The 17,578-nt window shown below is 68.1% G+C and carries 19 protein-coding genes, 1 tRNA gene and 1 pseudogene; 4 read left to right on the top strand and 17 right to left on the bottom strand.

The window, feature by feature from the left end:
* Window positions 1-269: 269 nt before the first annotated feature.
* Entirely contained in the window at window positions 270-2,552 is a 2,283-nt protein-coding gene (locus ACZ7G3_RS14790; RefSeq protein ID WP_470925770.1) for a (Fe-S)-binding protein, read from the top strand.
* A gap of 296 nt (window positions 2,553-2,848) precedes the next feature.
* A complete protein-coding gene (locus tag ACZ7G3_RS14795) occupies window positions 2,849-3,871 on the top strand; it encodes a Yip1 family protein (protein ID WP_470925772.1) in 1,023 nt (340 codons plus the stop codon).
* A 231-nt stretch (window positions 3,872-4,102) separates the two neighbouring features.
* On the opposite strand, the gene ACZ7G3_RS14800 is transcribed toward ACZ7G3_RS14795, so the two are convergent.
* Together ACZ7G3_RS14800 and dcd are read right to left on the bottom strand one after the other, a co-directional pair.
* Entirely contained in the window at window positions 4,103-4,600 is a 498-nt protein-coding gene (locus ACZ7G3_RS14800) for a phosphoribosyltransferase (protein WP_426520919.1), read from the bottom strand.
* Between the two features lie 28 nt (window positions 4,601-4,628).
* Window positions 4,629-5,204, bottom strand: a complete 576-nt coding sequence (dcd, locus tag ACZ7G3_RS14805) for a dCTP deaminase (protein WP_055418772.1) — start codon at window positions 5,202-5,204, stop codon at window positions 4,629-4,631.
* Window positions 5,205-5,738: 534 nt separating this feature from the next.
* On the opposite strand from dcd, the gene ACZ7G3_RS14810 reads away from it, so the two are divergent.
* Window positions 5,739-5,812: transfer RNA gene (locus ACZ7G3_RS14810), tRNA-Gly, on the top strand.
* A gap of 89 nt (window positions 5,813-5,901) precedes the next feature.
* Here the strand turns inward: ACZ7G3_RS14810 and ACZ7G3_RS14815 are convergent.
* From ACZ7G3_RS14815 to ACZ7G3_RS14865, 11 genes and pseudogenes are all read right to left on the bottom strand, one after another.
* Window positions 5,902-7,071, bottom strand: a complete 1,170-nt coding sequence (locus ACZ7G3_RS14815; RefSeq protein WP_470925773.1) for a tyrosine-type recombinase/integrase — start codon at window positions 7,069-7,071, stop codon at window positions 5,902-5,904.
* Complete coding sequence (locus tag ACZ7G3_RS14820) at window positions 7,071-7,289, bottom strand: helix-turn-helix domain-containing protein (RefSeq protein WP_345597158.1); 219 nt, start codon at window positions 7,287-7,289, stop codon at window positions 7,071-7,073. Before ACZ7G3_RS14820 ends, ACZ7G3_RS14815 begins: the two co-directional genes overlap by 1 nt.
* A complete protein-coding gene (gene repSA / locus ACZ7G3_RS14825; protein ID WP_470925775.1) occupies window positions 7,283-8,680 on the bottom strand; it encodes a replication initiator protein RepSA in 1,398 nt (465 codons plus the stop codon). The genes ACZ7G3_RS14820 and repSA overlap by 7 nt, the downstream gene beginning before the upstream one ends.
* A gap of 89 nt (window positions 8,681-8,769) precedes the next feature.
* On the bottom strand, window positions 8,770-9,090 hold the full coding sequence (locus ACZ7G3_RS14830) for a SpdD-like protein (protein ID WP_470925776.1): 321 nt from the start codon (window positions 9,088-9,090) through the stop codon (window positions 8,770-8,772).
* 23 nt (window positions 9,091-9,113) lie between these two features.
* Entirely contained in the window at window positions 9,114-9,269 is a 156-nt protein-coding gene (locus tag ACZ7G3_RS14835; protein WP_279566080.1) for a hypothetical protein, read from the bottom strand.
* 11 nt (window positions 9,270-9,280) lie between these two features.
* Window positions 9,281-9,472 carry a mobile element transfer protein gene (locus ACZ7G3_RS14840; protein ID WP_470925778.1) on the bottom strand — a complete coding sequence of 64 codons (192 nt, stop codon included), beginning with the start codon at window positions 9,470-9,472 and terminating at the stop codon, window positions 9,281-9,283.
* A gap of 1 nt (window position 9,473) precedes the next feature.
* Window positions 9,474-9,668 carry a hypothetical protein gene (locus ACZ7G3_RS14845; protein ID WP_470925780.1) on the bottom strand — a complete coding sequence of 65 codons (195 nt, stop codon included), beginning with the start codon at window positions 9,666-9,668 and terminating at the stop codon, window positions 9,474-9,476.
* 19 nt (window positions 9,669-9,687) lie between these two features.
* A pseudogene (locus ACZ7G3_RS14850) lies at window positions 9,688-10,357 on the bottom strand (DUF2637 domain-containing protein).
* Between the two features lie 87 nt (window positions 10,358-10,444).
* The gene (locus tag ACZ7G3_RS14855) at window positions 10,445-11,800 is read right to left on the bottom strand and encodes an FtsK/SpoIIIE domain-containing protein (protein WP_470925782.1); all 1,356 of its coding nucleotides are present in this window, start codon (window positions 11,798-11,800) and stop codon (window positions 10,445-10,447) included.
* Between the two features lie 3 nt (window positions 11,801-11,803).
* On the bottom strand, window positions 11,804-12,160 hold the full coding sequence (locus ACZ7G3_RS14860; protein WP_470925783.1) for an SCO3933 family regulatory protein: 357 nt from the start codon (window positions 12,158-12,160) through the stop codon (window positions 11,804-11,806).
* Window positions 12,161-12,299: 139 nt separating this feature from the next.
* On the bottom strand, window positions 12,300-13,079 hold the full coding sequence (locus ACZ7G3_RS14865) for a GntR family transcriptional regulator (RefSeq protein ID WP_345597156.1): 780 nt from the start codon (window positions 13,077-13,079) through the stop codon (window positions 12,300-12,302).
* A gap of 18 nt (window positions 13,080-13,097) precedes the next feature.
* Here ACZ7G3_RS14865 and ACZ7G3_RS14870 point away from each other — a divergent pair, with 18 nt between their 5' ends.
* Window positions 13,098-13,562, top strand: coding sequence for an NUDIX hydrolase (locus tag ACZ7G3_RS14870; protein ID WP_470925785.1), 465 nt, complete (start codon window positions 13,098-13,100; stop codon window positions 13,560-13,562).
* A gap of 336 nt (window positions 13,563-13,898) precedes the next feature.
* On the opposite strand, the gene ACZ7G3_RS14875 is transcribed toward ACZ7G3_RS14870, so the two are convergent.
* The 4 genes from ACZ7G3_RS14875 to ACZ7G3_RS14890 form a co-directional block, all read right to left on the bottom strand.
* On the bottom strand, window positions 13,899-15,152 hold the full coding sequence (locus ACZ7G3_RS14875) for a GTP pyrophosphokinase (protein ID WP_470925787.1): 1,254 nt from the start codon (window positions 15,150-15,152) through the stop codon (window positions 13,899-13,901).
* A gap of 732 nt (window positions 15,153-15,884) precedes the next feature.
* Complete coding sequence (locus ACZ7G3_RS14880) at window positions 15,885-16,184, bottom strand: hypothetical protein (protein ID WP_470925789.1); 300 nt, start codon at window positions 16,182-16,184, stop codon at window positions 15,885-15,887.
* Window positions 16,181-16,912 (bottom strand): GntR family transcriptional regulator, encoded by a 732-nt coding sequence (locus tag ACZ7G3_RS14885; protein ID WP_470925823.1) that lies wholly within the window; start codon window positions 16,910-16,912, stop codon window positions 16,181-16,183. Before ACZ7G3_RS14885 ends, ACZ7G3_RS14880 begins: the two co-directional genes overlap by 4 nt.
* An 8-nt stretch (window positions 16,913-16,920) precedes the next feature.
* Window positions 16,921-17,145: a hypothetical protein gene (locus ACZ7G3_RS14890; protein WP_345595943.1), complete on the bottom strand. Its 225-nt coding sequence runs from the start codon at window positions 17,143-17,145 to the stop codon at window positions 16,921-16,923.
* Window positions 17,146-17,578: the final 433 nt, after the last annotated feature.

Genomic DNA, 17,578 nt, shown 5'->3' on the forward strand with positions numbered 1-17,578 from the left:
AGCGAGACCACCGGTCCCGGCGGACGGACCCCGCGACCAGGGTTGCCGCCGTCGGGTCGGCCGACCGGGGAACGCCACCCGCCGACCCGGGGGAGGCCGCACCGGTCGGCCGCAGACGGCATCGGCCCGGTCAGGGTTGCCTCAGCGACGCAGATCACCGCACGTCCGGCTACAGTGCGGCAGAGGATGGGGGTAGTCTCAGACGGACTGAATAAGTTACCGCTTAGTAATACGACCCTCGCAACCTCGCAGGCCCGAGGAGCCCCCAAATGCAACTCGCCGCGATCATCGTGTCGCTGGTCCTGATCGTGGTCGGCGTCGCACTGTTCGGCCGCGCCGTCCTGCAGATCTACAACTCGATGCGGCTGGGCCAGCCGGTGCCGGCCGGCACGCGGACCAATGACCCCGCGCAGCGCACCCTCACCGTGGTCAGGGAGTTCCTCGGCCACACCCGGATGAACCGCTGGGGCGTCGTCGGGGTGGCGCACTGGTTCGTGGCGGTGGGCTTCTTCTCCCTGCTGTTGACGATCGTCAACGCGATCGGCCAGCTGTTCCAGGCCGACTGGATCCTGCCGGTCATCGGCGACTGGGCGCCGTACAACGTCTTCGTCGAGTTCATCGGCACGATGACGGTGCTCGGCATCCTGGCCCTGATCGCGATCCGCCAGGTGAGCAAGCCGAACAAGCCGGGCCGCAAGTCCCGCTTCGCCGGTTCCAACTTCGGCCAGGCGTACTTCGTCGAGGCCGTCATCCTCGTCGTCGGCGTCTGCATCTTCATGCTGCACGCCCTGGAGGGCGCCCTCCACCACGTGGACGGCTACGAGGCGTCGTTCTTCATCTCGTACCCGGTCGTCTCCGCGCTCCAGGACCTGGACGTCTCCACGCTCCAGAACCTCGTCTACCTCTTCGCCGGCCTGAAGATCGCGACCTCCTTCATCTGGATGATCACGGTCGCCCTGAAGACCGACATGGGCGTGGCCTGGCACCGCTTCCTCGCCTTCCCCAACATCTGGTTCAAGCGCGACGCGAAGGGCGGCACCGCGCTGGGCGAGCTGCTGCCGATGACGTCGGGCGGCAAGCCGATCGACTTCACCGACCCCGGCGACGACGACGTCTTCGGCGTCTCCCAGGTCGAGCACTTCTCCTGGAAGGGCCTGCTCGACTTCTCCACCTGCACCGAGTGCGGCCGCTGCCAGTCGCAGTGCCCCGCCTGGAACACGGGCAAGCCCCTCTCCCCCAAGCTCCTGATCATGTCCCTGCGCGACCACGCGCACGCCAAGGCCCCCTACCTGCTGGCCGGCGGCGGCAAGACCATGGAGGGCGAGGAGAAGGCGTCCGAGGAGCAGCGCAAGGACGTCCCCGCCACGGCCCTGGCCGAGGCCGAGCGCCCGCTGGTCGGCACCCTCGAAGAGAACGGCGTCATCGACCCGGACGTCCTGTGGTCCTGCACCACCTGCGGCGCCTGCGTCGAGCAGTGCCCCGTCGACATCGAGCACGTCGACCACATCGTCGACATGCGCCGCTACCAGGTCATGATCGAGTCGGCGTTCCCGTCCGAGGCGGGCACGATGCTCAAGAACCTGGAGAAGAAGGGCAACCCCTGGGGCCTGGCGAAGAAGCAGCGCCTGGAGTGGCTCAAGGAGCTGGACTTCGAGGTCCCGGTCGTCGGCAAGGACATCGAGGACCTCACCGAGGTCGAGTACCTCTACTGGGTCGGCTGCGCCGGCGCCCTGGAGGACCGCGCCAAGAAGACCACCAAGGCCTTCGCCGAACTCCTCCACATCGCGGGCGTCAAGTTCGCGATCATGGGCGGTGACGAGAAGTGCACCGGCGACTCCGCCCGCCGCCTCGGCAACGAGCCCCTGTTCCAGGAGCTCGGCATGGAGAACGTCATGTCCCTCAACGCCGCCTTCGGCGAGGAGATGGACGACGACGGCAAGGTCACCGAGGAGTCGCGCAAGCCGAAGTCGGCGAAGAAGATCGTCGCCACCTGCCCGCACTGCCTCAACACCCTCGGCAACGAGTACCCGCAGCTCGGCGGCGACTACGAGGTCATCCACCACACCCAGCTGCTCCAGCACCTCGTCGACGAGGGCAGGCTGCTCCCGGTGACCCCGGTCGAGGGCATCATCACGTACCACGACCCGTGCTACCTGGGCCGCCACAACAAGATCTACACGCCGCCGCGCGAGATCATCGCCGCCGTCCCGGGCGTCCGCAACGAGGAGATGCACCGCCACAAGGAACGCGGCTTCTGCTGCGGCGCCGGCGGCGCGCGGATGTGGATGGAGGAGCGGATCGGCAAGCGCATCAACAACGAGCGCGTCGACGAGGCCCTGTCGGTCAACCCCGACATCGTCTCGACCGCCTGCCCGTTCTGCCTCGTCATGCTCACCGACTCGGTCAACGGCAAGAAGAACGATGGCAAGGCCAAGGAGTCCATCCAGGTCGTCGACGTCGCCCAGCTCCTGCTGGACTCCGTCAGGACCCCGGCCGACCCGGCGGACGAGCCGGAGGCCGAGAGCGAGCCGACGCCCGAGCCGGTGAAGTAACCGGCCCGCGCCTCTCCCTCGCAGACACCCCCAGGTCCCGTCCGGACCTGGGGGTGTCGCCGTACGCCGGACACGCGCGTCATCGCCCGTACGCGCCCGCCACCACCGAGCCGCCGCCGAGCCACCGGGGAACCCGCGGGGGAGCCCGCCGGGGTCCCCGCCGGGGTCCCCGCCGAGGTCCCCGCCGAGGGACCCGCCGGGGGACCCGCCGGGGGAACCGCGGGGGAACCCTCCGAAAGTCCTCGGGGAGCCCTCCGGGAAACACCCGGGGAGCCCTCGGGGAACACCCGTAGGGGATGTCACAGCTCGGCCGCAAAGGCCGCCCCGGAAGGCCGGGTCCGGCACGTCACTCTCCGGGACCAGGTACGTTCGAGGGCGTGGCTGGATTCAGGATCGGACGCGGCCGGGACAACGGCGCTCCTCACGCGCGACCGCAGAACCCTCCGTACGGACAGCAGGCGCCCCAGGGACCGTCGTACGGCGGTCCCGCGACGCCTCGGCAGCCGTACCCACAGCAGCCGTACGGGGGTGGCGGCCCCGCCCCCGGCGGCCCGTGGCCCCAGCCGCACGGCGGAGGACACGGCGAGCCGGAGTACTTCGGCGACGGCGGCGGCTATCCCCAGGGCGGCCCGCACCACCCGCAGGGGGGCCAGGCCCCGTACGACCCGTACGCGGCCAACAACCCGGGCCACACCCAGGCGTTCACGGTCGGCGACGACCCCTACAACCAGGGCGAGACCTACCGCGCCGGCGCCGCGCCGCCGCCCGGCCCGGTCGGCCCCCGCCTCCACTGGAAGGCCCTGCTGAAGGGTGTAGTCCTCGCCCCGAACCAGACCTTCCTCCAGATGCGGGACTACGCGATGTGGGTCCCGGCGCTCATCGTGACGTTCCTCTACGGCCTGCTGGCGGTCTTCGGCTTCGACGGCGCCCGCGAGGAGGCGATCAACGCCACCCTCTCGAGCGCGATCCCGATCGTCCTGACCACGGCCGTGGCGATGGTGCTGAGCGCGTTCATCCTCGGCGTGGTCACCCACACCATGGCCCGCCAGCTCGGCGGCGACGGCGCGTGGCAGCCCACGGTCGGCCTCTCCATGCTGATCATGTCGATCACGGACGCGCCGCGCCTGGTCGTCGCGATGTTCGCCGGCGGCGACGCGCCCTTCGTCCAGATCCTCGGCTGGGCCACCTGGGTCGCGGCCGGCGCCCTGCTGACCCTGATGGTCAGCCGCTCCCACGACCTGCCCTGGCCGAAGGCCATCGGCGCTGCCGCGATCCAGCTGATCGCGCTGCTGTCGATCGTGAAGCTGGGCACCTTCTGACGAGCCGGCCGACACGCGGAAACCGCACGCGTAGGGCCCCCGGCGTGACGCCGGGGGCCCTACGCACGTCTTCCGGCCTTCCGGAAACCAGGCACCTTCCGGAGAGCAGGCGTCTCCCGAAGACCAGGCGTCTCCCGAAGACCAGGCGTCTCCCGAAGACCAGGCGTCTCCCGAAGACCAGGCGTCTCCCGAAGACCAGGCGTCTTCCGGAGACCAGGCGTCTTCCGGAGATCAGGCGTCGAGCACCTGCCCGGCCCGCCGCACGACAGGTTCCTGAACCGACCACGGGAAGTTGATCCACTCGTCGGTCCGCTTCCACACGTACTCGCACTGGACGAGCGAGTGGGACTTCTCATAGATCACGGCGCTGCGGACCTCGGCGACGGTGTCCAGGCAGAAGTCCCGCACCAGCTTGAGCGTCTTGCCGGTGTCGGCGACGTCGTCGGTGATGAGGACCTTCTTCCGGGAGAAGTCGATGACGTTGGGCACGGGAGCCAGCATGACCGGCATCTCGAGCGTGGTGCCGACCCCTGTGTAGAACTCCACGTTCACGAGGTGGATGTTCTTGCAGTCGAGGGCGTAGGCCAGTCCACCCGCCACGAAGACCCCGCCACGCGCGATGGAGAGCACTATGTCGGGCTCGTACCCGTCGTCGGCGACGGCCTGCGCGAGCTCACGCACGGCGACGCCGAACTGCTCGTAGGTCAGATTCTCCCGAACATCACTCATGCGCGTGTCCCGCCTGCGTTCTCGCTGCTCATACCTGGGTCCGATGGAAGTTGAGGAAGGACCGCGAGGCCGTCGGCCCCCGCTGCCCCTGGTAACGGGACCCGTACCGCTCGCTCCCGTACGGGTGCTCGGCCGGCGACGTGAGCCGGAACATGCACAGCTGCCCGATCTTCATACCCGGCCACAGCTTGATGGGCAGGGTCGCGAGATTGCTGAGCTCGAGCGTCACGTGTCCGGAGAAACCCGGGTCGATGAACCCCGCGGTGGAGTGCGTGACGAGCCCGAGCCGCCCGAGCGAGCTCTTCCCCTCCAGCCGCGAGGCGAGATCGTCGGGCAGTGAGACGACCTCGTACGTACTGGCCAGCACGAACTCACCGGGGTGCAGGATGAACGGCTCGTCCCCCTCCGGCTCCACGAGCCGGGTCAGGTCCGCCTGCTCCACGGAGGGGTCGATGTGCGGGTACCGGTGATTCTCGAACACCCGGAAGTAGCGGTCGAGGCGCACGTCGATACTCGACGGCTGCACCATGGAGTCGTCGAAAGGATCGATGCGGACCCGCCCGGAATCGATCTCGGCCCGGATGTCCTTGTCTGAGAGAAGCACGCACCGAGGATACGCAAGGCGCGCGGAGCAGCGACAATCGCCGCCGCGCCGCGCGCCCGGTCCTACTGGAGTCCTGCTGGGGGTCCCCCCGGCGGGAGGCCGGCTACCGCTTTCCGGAACCCACCGGCACGGCACTCCGCAGCCGCGCACACCGCGGACATCGGACGAGCCGGCCGGGGCCGAGTCGCTCGGCCTGCTGCATCGGGAACGAGGCGGCGGTGAACACGTGCCCATCGGCACAGCGGAGGACGGTGCGATCCATCAAGTCCTTCAAGTCCCTTCCCCAAGAGCCGCGTCTGGCTTACTACCCTGACGACAAAAGCCACAGTACGGGATCAAAGAGACGTCTCTCCAGGCGGCACTCCGACCCCTCCCGGACCGCCCCGAGGCCCCCCACCGTACGCCCCAACTCCGGCCCCCCGCAGCCGCATCACCCCGCCGAAACGCCCGCCGGCCCCACGGCGTGAACACCGGGGGCCGGAGATGAGGTAGAGTGAGCAAGCGTCCAGGCACCGACCATGATCGGCGTCTTACGCGGGTGTAGTTTAGTGGTAGAACATCAGCTTCCCAAGCTGAGAGTGCGAGTTCGATTCTCGTCACCCGCTCCACACAAAACCCCCAGGTCATCGACCCGGGGGTTCTTTGTTGTCTGGACCAGTGGGCGGGCTGCGCACCACAACCGCACCATAGGGACGCGCTACCCGGTGGCGGGCCGGTCCTTGTGGTGCGTGCCGTCGTCGCCGGTGTGGTTCTTCGCACGCTCGGCGCGCACCATGTCGTCGAGCCCCGAAGCCACGTCGCGCTGCCGCTCCTCGTCGGAGTGCTGATAGATCAGCGCGGCCTTTTCGGACGACTGGCCGGCGCGGACCATCGTGTCCTTGAGGGTGGCCCCCGAACGGGTCGAGAGCGTGTGCCCGGTGTGCCGGAGATCGTAGAAGCGGAAGCCCTCCGGGAGACCGGCGACCGTACGGGCACGTCGCCACTTCCGCCCGAACGAGGTGCGCCGGAAAGGTGCGCCCTTCTCACCGACGAAGACCAGACCGTCCGGCCCTTTCTCGGCGAACCACGCGAGGTGCTGCCTCACCTCCTTGTGCAGGAAGGCAGGGAGTACGACGGCCCGGACACCGGCATCGGACTTGGTCTCACCGGCAGCGCGTTTGCCGTTGGTCCGCTCCGGCTCGGCGACACGGACGCGGATCACCATGTGGTCGAGGTCGACGTCCCGGCGGCGGAGGCCGGCCAGCTCCTCGGGGCGCATCGGGCCGTACGCGCCGAGGTAGACCATCAGGCGCCAGCGGATGCCGATCGCGTCGGCGAGGCCGTCCACCTGGGCGACGGTGGCGATGCGCCGTTCAGCGGCGGATTCCTTGCCCGCGCCCTTGATGCGGCACGGGTTGCGGCTGATCAGGTCGTCGTCGACAGCCGTCTCAAGGATGCCCTTGAGGAGGCGGTACGACTTGGCGACGGTCGTCTTGGCGGCGGTGGTACGGAGCCGCTCAGCGCGCCACTCGCGCACGCGGGGTGCCGTGATCCCGTCCAGGTCGAGCGGGCCGAAGGTCGGGAGGATGTGCAGGCGGAGGAGGTGGCGGTACAGATCCTCGGTCCGAACGGCCAGCTCTCTCTCCTCGACCCACTTCTCGGCGTAGACGCCGAAGTTGACGGCCCCGGCATCAGGAGCGCGCCAGTCCCCGCGGCTGAGGTCTGCCTCGACCTGGGACAGCCAGATCTCGGCGTCCTTCTTGGTCTCGAAGGTCTCTTCCGCACGGTTGCGCTCCCCGTCGGGCCCGAGGTACGAAGCCGTCCACCGGCCGGACCGGTACTGCCGCACCGCACCGAAGCGCCGACGCCTTCCCTTCCTATTGGCCATCAGGCAGCTCTCCACAGTCCGGCACGTCGGAGCCTCACCGGTTCCACGGTGTGGGCGTCCACGTACGCCTCTACGGCACTCTCGGGGATGCGGACGTGCCGGCCGACCTTCACGAAGGTGATACGGCGTTCCTCGATGAGGCGGCGGGGGAAGCGGACACCCGTACCGAGGCGATCGGCGACCTGGTCCACGGTGAGGAGGCGGTCCACGGTCACCACTCCTTCTCGTCGGCAGACAGCGCGGCCAGAGCCTCACGGGCGGTCTCCCGGTTGAGTCGGATGTCCCGAGCAATGGTGGCGGCGAGAGCGGACTCACCCGGAGTGTGGCCGTGCCCGGCGTACTGCCAGTCGGTAAGTACGAGGACGGTGTCCGGCTCGCGGTCGTCCAGGCCGATACCCCCGGCGTCTTGTGCGGCGCGGTAGTCGGCGCGTGCCTGGCGGAGGGTGCCGAGGGTGGTGGAGTAGTGGCGGGACTTGGAGGAGAAGTGACCACGGAAGCCGAGCATGTGCGCCCAGGCCCAGAGGCGCCGGTCCGGGTACAGGCCGTCCAGGTCACGGCACGCGGTGATCAGTCGGCGGGTGTGGTCCGGGACCCGGTGGCGGTCGAGTTCGGAGAGTTCCCCGATGCGGCGGTCAAGGGTGCCGGTGTTCTCCGCGGCTTTCGTGGAGTACTTGGCGACGTACGAGGCGACGGCCTGTTCGGTGATGTCGGAGCCGTCCCCGAACGCCCTCACCGGCCGGACGTCGAGCTGTGTGCCCCAGCGGAACGACCGGGCCGGCTGGTCCCCGGCGGCCGGTACGGAGACCGAGGTGTAGGAGTGGGCCGCAGCCGCACCGATCGCATCGGCGAGGACACCGACCGTGGCCCACGCGGGCGGCGGCGTTCCGGGACCCTCCGGTCCGTCGAGCCGGATCACCGCATGGAAGTGCAGGGCACCACGCTTCTGGAACTCAGCGACCTTGCCGTACGAGAGGCGGACGTGGTCGGCGAGTTCCCGGCGGGGAAGGCCACCGCGGGCGGCGAGTTCGCGGCGGAGCCGGGTGGTGAAGCGCTGCCAGAGCTGCCCGGCGTGGTTGTTGAACAGCACTGCGCCCGCATAGTCGTACGTCGCCGGGTCGAGGGCGGAGCCCAGTTCAGGCGCGTCGGGAGCGTGGCCGGTGCCGCAGCGGCAGACGCCATGGTCGGGACGGTTGTGGACCGGGCCGAACGAGGGCGCGGTGAGTGTGGCGAAGACGCGCGGGTGATCGCGGACCGTGGCGGGGATATCGCGGCGGTCGTCACCGGCGAGGCCGGCGCGGATGAGGTGGTAGGTGTCGCCCGCGTAGGTCCAGGCGCAGGCCGGGCAGCGGGAGGCGCGGCGGTTGCCACAGGCGAGGCGGAGGCGTCCGCCGGGCTCGTCGGCGGTGGTGTAGTGGTGCAGGGTCTCGCCGGTGCTCTTGTCTTTGTGGAGGGTCCAGCCGGTGAGGTGGATGGGGTCGGAGCAGCCGCCGGTGCGGCGGATCTGGTCTTCCCAGCGGGTGTAGTCGGAGGACGAGGCGACACGGAGGAGGTCGCCGAGGGTGATCGGGTCGAGCAGAGGCTCAGGCGCGGACAGGGCGCGATGCGCCATGCTGGGTGCTTCCTTCCGGTTGTGAGATCGGTTGGGGACGGCGCCCGGGCGGCGGATGCTTGGCGGTATCGAGGCCGCCCGGGGGCCGGTCAGCGTCGTTTGGCGTCGGCGTGGACGAGGGAGCGGATCACCAGGGCGCAGACGGCGACCGAGGCGCCCGTGATGGCGACTGCCAGGAGCATGGAGACCAGGACAGCGCCGACGACCAGGACGACGGCCGTTCCGCCGCCGACGAGGGCGAGGGCGGTGCCGGGGGTGAGCTGCACCGTGGGCCGGGACGGCGCGGGAGCGGCGACCGGAGCAGGCGGCGGAACCTGCCCGCTCGGCACGACGGTGGTCGGCTCCACGACCACAGGCGGCGTGAGGTGGCCGGCGGGCATGGGGTTGGTCGGGATCTTGGGGTGGAGCATCGGTGTTCTCCCTTCGGGTCGTGTTACTTGACGAAGCCGTTGACGACGGGGGCCAGCACGCTGTCGGCGATGAGGAAGCCGCCGAGGAGGAGTACGGCGATGAGCCACCAGGGCGGGCGGATGAGCTTGACGCCGAGGTAGCCGACGGTGAGCAGCGCGAGCCAGAGCGGGACGTCCATCGGTCGGCCTCCTAGCTGACGCGGCAGCGGTGGGTGCGGGCGGCGAGCTGGGCGGCGGACTGGCTGGAGTAGTCGGCGCACCAGCCGCAGCGGTCGTTGGTGCACACGGCGGCGTGTTTGGTCTGGCCTCGGCGGTCGCGGTGGGTGCCGATCTGCACGGGGCCGATCCGCATGACGGAGTGGAAGAAGTCGCGGGCGGGCATGTCAGCCGGTCTCCTCTCGGGTTGCGGTCGGGTCGGGGAAGGTGGCGCGGATGCCGGCGGCGGTGGCCGGGTCGGTGGTGCGCTGGGCGGCTTCCTCGGCGAGCAGGTGGGCGAGGTAGGGCCGGTCGGCGGCGCTCATCTCGCGAGCACTGTCGAGGTAGTCGGCTGCGGTCAGATCGGCCGGGTCACGGAGCACGGCATGTCTGCCTTCCGGGTCAGGTGAGTTGGGCGGCGATAGCGTCGGCAAGGTGCGAAGGGACGCCGAGGCGGGCGCGGAGGGTGTCGGTGTCGATCCGGGCACCGGTGCGGGCGTGATGGTCGTCGGCGACTTTGCGGGCGTGGTCGACCAGCGCGGCCGGGACCGGCACGGCGGAAGGCAGGGCCGGGGTTTCCTCGGTCTCCGGGAGAGTGACGGGTTTCGGGATCCTGGGCCGGCTCAGCAACGGAGGCCGGTCCGGGCCCCATCTCGGGTGCGGAGTCCGGGGCCGGGGCGGTAGGTGCCGGCGGGGCCGAGGAGGGGTCCGCGGGTGAGTGGGCGAGGAGGGTGCCGCCCATGAAGGCGAGGGCGGGCCAGGCGGCGACGAGGATGCGCAGCCAGGCCGGGACGTCGTCGAGGTCGAGGAGTCCGGCGGTGGCGACGTTGGCGCCGAGGGAGGCGACGAGGGCGATGAGGAACCAGCACCAGGCCAGCCGGGACGGCCCGTCGGCCCGCAGCCGTCGCCAGGCGGCGACCAGGAGCAGGTCGACCGAGACGGGATAGGCCCAGGCTTTCCAGCCGGTCTGTCCGGCAGCGGCGGCGAGGTCGTGCAGGTGGGCGAAGGACAGCGCCCCGGCGATGACGGCCTGAACGAGTACGGCGACGATACGGAGAGCGGGGCGGGCCATCACGGCTCCTTCCTGTGATCAGGCATGGCGGGGGTAAGGACTCGGCGCGAAGGACGGTCGCGCCGACCGTGGGAGGGGAGGGATGGATCAGGCGGTGGCCGGGGCTGTCTTGGACAGCGGCACGCGGGCCGAGGGCAGCGCAGCGACCGCGGGCCGGAAGGGCGCCAAGGCGGGCAGCTCGGGGGTGCGATCGGCGTGCTTGTTGCAGACGTTCACGGCCTGGCGCAGCGTGGTGTGCGGGGCGCGGATGCGGTGCCAGCCGCCGGTGGAGTCCCCGGCGATGGCGATTCCGCGTGTCTCGGCGGGAATCTGGATGGCGGCGAGGACGGCGTCCGGGGCGATGTCGCCGAAGGCCATGTTCGCGGACGTCTCGTCGTTGACGCGGTGGGCGGTGCGGCCGGTGAGCTGGGCGCGGAGCATGGTGATGCCCTTGCCTAGTTCGGAGCCGAAGCGCTGCCCGCAGATCTCCAAGTAGACGCCGGCCGCGCGGCCGAGCTGGGCGAGGCGGACGAGGGCGGTGATGATCCGGTCCCGGCGCTTCTCTTCCTCCTTGCTGGCGAAGAGCGCGAGTTCGGCAACCTCGTCGACCAGGACGACGACCGGCACCGGCCGAAGGTCCTCGGGCAGGCTCCAGATGTCGGCGGCGATCTCCGCATCCGGTACGGCCACGCTGATCCGCTGCTCGGCGCGGATGAGCTGATACACGTCCTGCATGTGGGACACCAGCGCCTCCAGCAGCTCCAGCGCGGTATCCGGGTTGTCGGCGAGCGCGGAGAACCGGCGGGCCAGCGGGAACAGCTCGACCCCTTGCTTGCAGTCGATGCCGACCAGCGCGACGTGATGCGGGGCGAGCCCAGCGACGAGGTTGCGCTGATAGACGGACTTGCCGGACTCTGTGGCCCCGAGGGTCAGACCGTGCGGGACGGCGCGGTAGTCGCGGTAGTGCACCGAGCCGTCCTCCCGCAGCGCGACCGGGACGTGCATCGGTCGGGTGTCGGTCTTGGCCGGCATCTGCACCCGCTTGAGCACGTCATAGCCGGTCATCCGGATCTCGACCACGCCGGAGCGCAGCTCACGGGAGGTGACGCCGTACATCCCGAAGGAGTGGCGCAGCCGGTCCGAGGCGGCGGCGACGTCGAAGGCGTCCTGTCCCGGACGGAGTTTGAGCCGGAGGACCAGGCCGGTGTGGGTGGGCCGCAGCCGCAGGATGCGCGGCGCGCGGGACTCCGGCGATGGGCGGTTGGTCATCCGGGCCAGCATGAGGCGCCAGCGCGAGGGCGGGACCGTCAGCCCGCAGGCCTCCATGACGGAGGCGTAGCGGACCAGGACGCGCACGACAGCGAAGGTGACCCCGAAGGTCATCCAGTACCAGGCGGGACGCCGCCACCGCAGGAGACCCGCAGCGGTGACGACCACCAGCAGTAAGACCGTCGGCCACGTCATGGCTCAGGCCGCCTTCGAGCCCGTGCTCGTGGTGGCCAACGAGGTGACGGCGACCGCGCGGAAGGCGATGCCGTGCCGCTTCTGGCCGTTGAACTCGTTCTCCCACGGCCGGGCGACCAGCCCCGTGAGCGCGACCGGGGTGCCCATGGTCAGCTCACCGGAGATTCCGGTCTCCGGAACGGTGACGGACAGGATCTCGACTTCGTCGTTGGCCGCGAACATCACGTTCACGGTCATCAGCTTGGTACCGGTCTCGGCGTCGAGGGCCAGTTCGCCGGTCCGGCGGTCCTTCACCTTGAACTCCGGAGTCTTGGCGACCATCACGACCGCAGCGGAGGTGTCGACGGGGATCTGACGCACAGCGGATAACTCCTCTATAGGTGCTAAACTCCGTCACTCATGTACATGAGTGACATGAAGAAGAGTGCACCACTCCTGTACATGAGTCAACCCGCCGCGACATCGAAGTCACGACGGGTTGCGAGAAGTTGAGCGAGCGTCAGTCGGCCGCAGGGATCCGGTACTCGAAAACGAACTGGTCAGCAGCCATGAGCGTGTCGCAGACCTCCACCACGACTCCGGCGGTCGTACGGGCCTCCCGGATCAGGTGAACCACCGGCGCACCCGGACTCAGCGCCAGCTCGGAAGCTTCCGCCTTGGAGGCCGGCCGCGCTTGCAGCGTCTCGACGAACTCCGCGAACTCATGCCCGTGGTCTTCGAGTCGGGCGTAGATGCCACCGCCGCCGGGGTTCTCGGCGAACAACTCAGGGATGTCCTTGACGACGTCCCACGGGAGGTAGGAGGAGGCGGTCTCGACCGGGGTGCCGTTGCGGAAGTAGAGACGCCGCCGGGCAAGCACCTGAGTGCCGGCGGGGACACCGAGCCGCTGGGCAGTATCCGCGGGGGCCTCCATGGGACCGATGTAGAGGACGCTCACCTTGGCCGTGGCGCCGGACTGCGCGGACTCCGCGAGGTAAGCGGCCTTGCCGCCCTGTCGGAGCGAACGCCGGAAGCGGTCGGAGGAACGGTGCCGCACCGGCGGCCGGTCCTTCACGATCGAGCCCTTGCCGTGCCGGGTCTCGACGAGCCCGCTCGCCCGCACCTCGACCATGGCCTTGCGGATCGTGCCGCCGGACACGCCGTAGCGGTCCACCAGCTCCGATTCACTGGGCACCATGTCGCCGGGCTTGAGTACACCCGCCCGGATCTGCTGCACGATCTCGTCCGCGATCTGCACGTACCGAGGCCCGGACCTGCCCCCCTCTACCGCAGTTCCCATAGTCCTTCTCTGCCTCCTATGCTCCTGTACATGAGTCAACCACAGGAAGCAACGTCGACGCCCCTGCACTCCGTGTCCGTAGCCGGGGTAGTGGTGCGCGAAGACGGCCGCCTCCTGGCGATCCGCCGAGCCGACAACGGCACCTGGGAACTCCCCGGCGGTGTGCTCGAACTGGACGAGACCCCGGAAGCCGGCGTCGCCCGCGAGGTCCTGGAAGAGACAGGCATCCAGGTCGAGGTCGACGAACTCACCGGTGTCTACAAGAACACCACCCGAGGCATCGTCGCCCTGGTCTTCCGGTGTAAGCCCTCCGGCGGCGTCGAGCGTACGTCCAGCGAGTCGACAGCCGTCTCCTGGCTCACGCCCGACGAGGTGAGTAAGTACATGGCCGAGGTCTACGCAGTCAGGCTCTTGGATGCCCTGGACGGCAACGGTCCCCACGTACGAAGCCATGACGGCAAGCACCTCATCCCAGCGGGATAAGACTTTCCCTACTTCATCAAGGCCCGCGCACGGCGCGGGCGCGCGCCGCCTCTACGACGCGGCCCGCCTCCTGTCTTCGCCCCGGCTGGCCGCGCCCGGCGGCGCGCTCGGCGGCTGCGGGCATGAAGTGGGAGACACCCTCTGTGGCTGGGGCGGTCGGCTCTACGGCTTTAGGCAGCCACTTTGGGGCGAGCCTCTAAGATCTTGGCCCCAACGTCGTGCTTTAACGGGCAGGTCCACAGACTGCCCGACTCGCCATCAGCTTACGGGGCCAAGATCACTCGCCCCAAAGCAGCTCCAGCCCAAAGCCGCTCCACCGACCTATCTGCCCAGCGGTCAGGGGCGTATCTGGCGCACCCTTTCCGTGATTGCCTGAACTCGATCTGTGGCCTCGGCCAGGTAGCTAAAGGGCGGGACATCCCTTCCGTGCACTACATTGTTACGCACCCTCCGCAGCGAATCGATTTCATTACGAATCTCCCCGTCCAAAGCCGGTAGACGGTTGATTAGCCGACTGATTGGTAGTGGCATTCGCGTTCGCTCGTCGCCTTCCGCCGGGAAAAGGTTCCGCAACGACTCTTCCAGCTCTACCCAGCTCGTGAGGAAATGGCCGATCTGTTGATGCATTCGTGCGCTTTGAGAACCAGGGTCAAGTGAAGCAGTGTCTGCGTCGATCTGAACCGAATTGAAATTCTCGTATCGCGAAGCATCTTCAGCGAGAAGGGCATCAATGACCTGCTCCGCGAGCGGGCGCATCTCGACGTTGTCGTGCAGTAATTCCAGATACGGAGTGAGGTCGGCAGGTGTCTCCTTGCTCAGGTGCCTCAAGAAGTTGAACAGCAGGTCTACCCTGCCTAGGCCTGAGTCCCCGACCGGCTCATCTAGTATCTTGCCCGCCTGGCTCAGTAGAAATGCTGCGAGTTCGTAGTGATTGAGGAATCGGCCGTTCTTGGCAACTCGATTCTCGCTAGCCTCTTGCAGCATCTTGAGCGACATTTCGCCAGCGATAACCAATCCATTCAACTGGTCTAGGATTACCTTTTCCTCCTCCGACAAGTCACCCGATAGCGGCTTGTAGGCGAGGTCATGCTCCACCTCTGACCAAGCGTGCATAAGCACTGAGGCGACCTGAACCTCAACACGCGCCTTGGCGTACCGCTTGTCCAGGTCGATTAGCTCGCGCTCCTTGAGTCGAACTCGATAGTGAATTGCCGAATATCCGGAAAATTCCTTCCCAGGTGACCTCTTGTTGGATTCGGGGAAAATTTTCTTCTCTGTCAGGTCGAGCAAGCGATTGACGGCCTTTTCTACTTGGTTTTGCTCGCCCGGGAAATAAAGTGCAATGCGGACGCCCGCCAGGTCGACAATGTCGTCATAGATGTCCTCTACTGTCTTGTACTTCTTTCTTGGTCCGCGCTGGCGACACTTCTCTTCTAGGCGCGTGATGTCCTTTGCGCGGTACGTGACGATGCACCGGACACCTGATTCTTTGAGATCCCTTTCCAGTGCCTGGGCGACTAGATGCGCCGCCCTGCTGTAAAAGTCGTACTCCTTCGCATAGCGTGCGATGAAGTGATCAACGATTTCCATAGTCCCCCCAAGAAAGTACTGGGCCTTTCCGGTACTGCGTCTACGCGCATACGTAGGATGCCGCAGGGAGAGGCTGGCGCGGGGGCGAACGGCCCATCAGGTGCCTTCGGCCCGGCTACCTACGTCAATCCAAGTCGGATCTGCCCGGGGTGCGTCGGGCGAAGAGCCACGTGCCGCAGTCGTGCCGAAAACGCTCATCGCAACGGCCGGGCCAGACTCCTGGGCCGTCCCTGGGCCGTCCGGAGCCACCCAACGCCGACAGTCGACACTCACGGGTGACCACCCCCACCCCGCGCTGGCCTGGGCCCTGGAGTCGATCTGCGACACTGGTACAGCCATGCCTAAGCCCGGAGAACTGAGCTCAGACTCCTGATCCCATGCTCCGGTGAGTGTCTAACTGCGTGACAACGCCAGCGAACAGCGGCGGACAACCGCGGACGTCTACAGACCGTCAGCGCGGGTGAGCGCCGCACCGGCCCAAGGCGGCGCCCCCGCCCAAGTTGCTTCGGGACGAAGAGGTCGTGTCCTTTTGGCTGACGGAACCCGAGGGCGGATCCTGGGCCGTCCCGGCCGTCCATGGTCACCCGACACCGATCGACAACAACAGAAGCCCACGGCATCTGAACTGGTCAGATGCCGTGGGCTTCTTCAGTCCCGCTGGTCAGCGGAGTCGGTGATCAGTAGACGGGCCTGTGAGTGTCGCCGCAGGCAGCGCCCGTGACGACGGCTCCCTTAGGATTGGGGTTCGCTCACCACCAGGAGGTGACCGCGGCTGGTTGCTACGCGGAGCACGTCTCCTAGGGCTCCGCGCAGTTCGGTCAGCATGAGCCGCAGCTCATTGAGGCCAGCGTCCTGGTCGCTGAGGACTTCCAACGCCCGTTCCAGAAGATCGGTTGCCGTCCCGAGCTGTGCCGCTTCGATGTTGTCCGCCAGGCGGGACATGTAGCCGCCGTTGTCATCGGTGCTCAGGTAGCAGGGCTTGCCGTCCGGTCCCGACCACGGGAGGAGTCGCAGTTCGCTCTGCGGCGTCATCTTTGCGCCTGCCTTTCGTCGATCACGTGGTGGGTGCTGAAGACGGCGTCGACGCGATCCCCCGGGAACACGAGCAGCGCCGCTTCAACGACTCGCCCGATGTTGTCTGCCGCAACACGGGTGATCGCGAGGACAGCCACGGCTGTGCTGATCCGCAGGGTTGACGCCTCATCCGGTGTGGGGAGCCGAGCGGACACCGTCTCGCGGACTTCGGCCGGCGGCGGGTCCGGCACAGAGAGGCCGGCCTCCACCCACGTTCCTGAGGCCCGGTCGCCGAACGCCGTGGTCGGCGTCAGATCTTGCGGTACGTAGATGCGGGCCAGGCTGTGCGGGGACGCCCCCTCGTAGCTGAGGTGGAGGAACTCGGTCAGTGGGCTTCCGTCAGCGACCCTCAGCAGCGCTGTCAGGTGCCCTCGTGCGTTGATCGGGGTGGTCCGAACCGTGACGCGCAGATTCGCGTCTGCGGCGGTCCGAGGATCCAGCGTTCCCCATCCGCCGACGTACATGATCTTGCGCAGTGGGCGGCGGACGAAGTTCCCCTTACCGTGGATCTTCTCGACGAGGCCTTCTCCCTGGAGAACCGCAAGAGCACTCCGGAGTGTCGCCGTACTGACCTTGTACCGGTCGGCCAGAGCAGTCTCAGACGGAAGCCGATCGCCGGGTCCGAGACGCCCAGTCGTGATCTGGCGCCTCAAATCGTCGGCGACGACGAGGCGACGCGACGTCATGGGTTCCGTCACCGCCTTCTCACCATTCGCACAGCCAGGAGCCGGGTCCGCCCGTTGATGGTCAGCAGGTCTCCCGACTCGAAGAGGAGTTGCTTGGCGCCCTGGGGGAGTTGGAAGAGGTCGCTCACTCGGCATGCCTGTCCGCCGACTTGGATGATGTCGCCCCGCAGAACGGTGGCGGCGGTGATCTCGATGTTGGACGCGAGCGCGCCCCCTGGGACCCAGTTGCTCACCGCTTCACCGCCGGCCGCGAGGAGTGGTCCGGCGCCGAGTGGCAGGGGCAGTCGCACGTCTCGTAGATCACCGGCAGGTCAGTCGGCGCCAAGGCCGGTGAGGCGTCCGCACAGGTGGCGTGGGTGCCAATCCGGCATGCGATCGACCGGTAGGCAGTAGCCGAGGTTTCCGAGATGCGGGGGCAGTGGCGAGGAGGCATCAGCGGACCCCCGCCAGGGCCGACCACACCTCAGGCGACAGGCGCGGCGTTACGATCACCGAACGCTGCCGTGCATGCTCTTCCCAGGCCAGCACGTACGGGCGGACGAGCGCGTTTTCCTCGCCCAGGAGCAGGTTAAGACGCCATCTCATTTGGGCGACTCGGTATTCTGTGAGTCATGGTGGGGATCGTTGAGCGGCTGGTGCCGGATGAGTTGTGGGAGTTGTTCCAGC

This window comes from Streptomyces sp. NPDC037271, assembly GCF_055603605.1.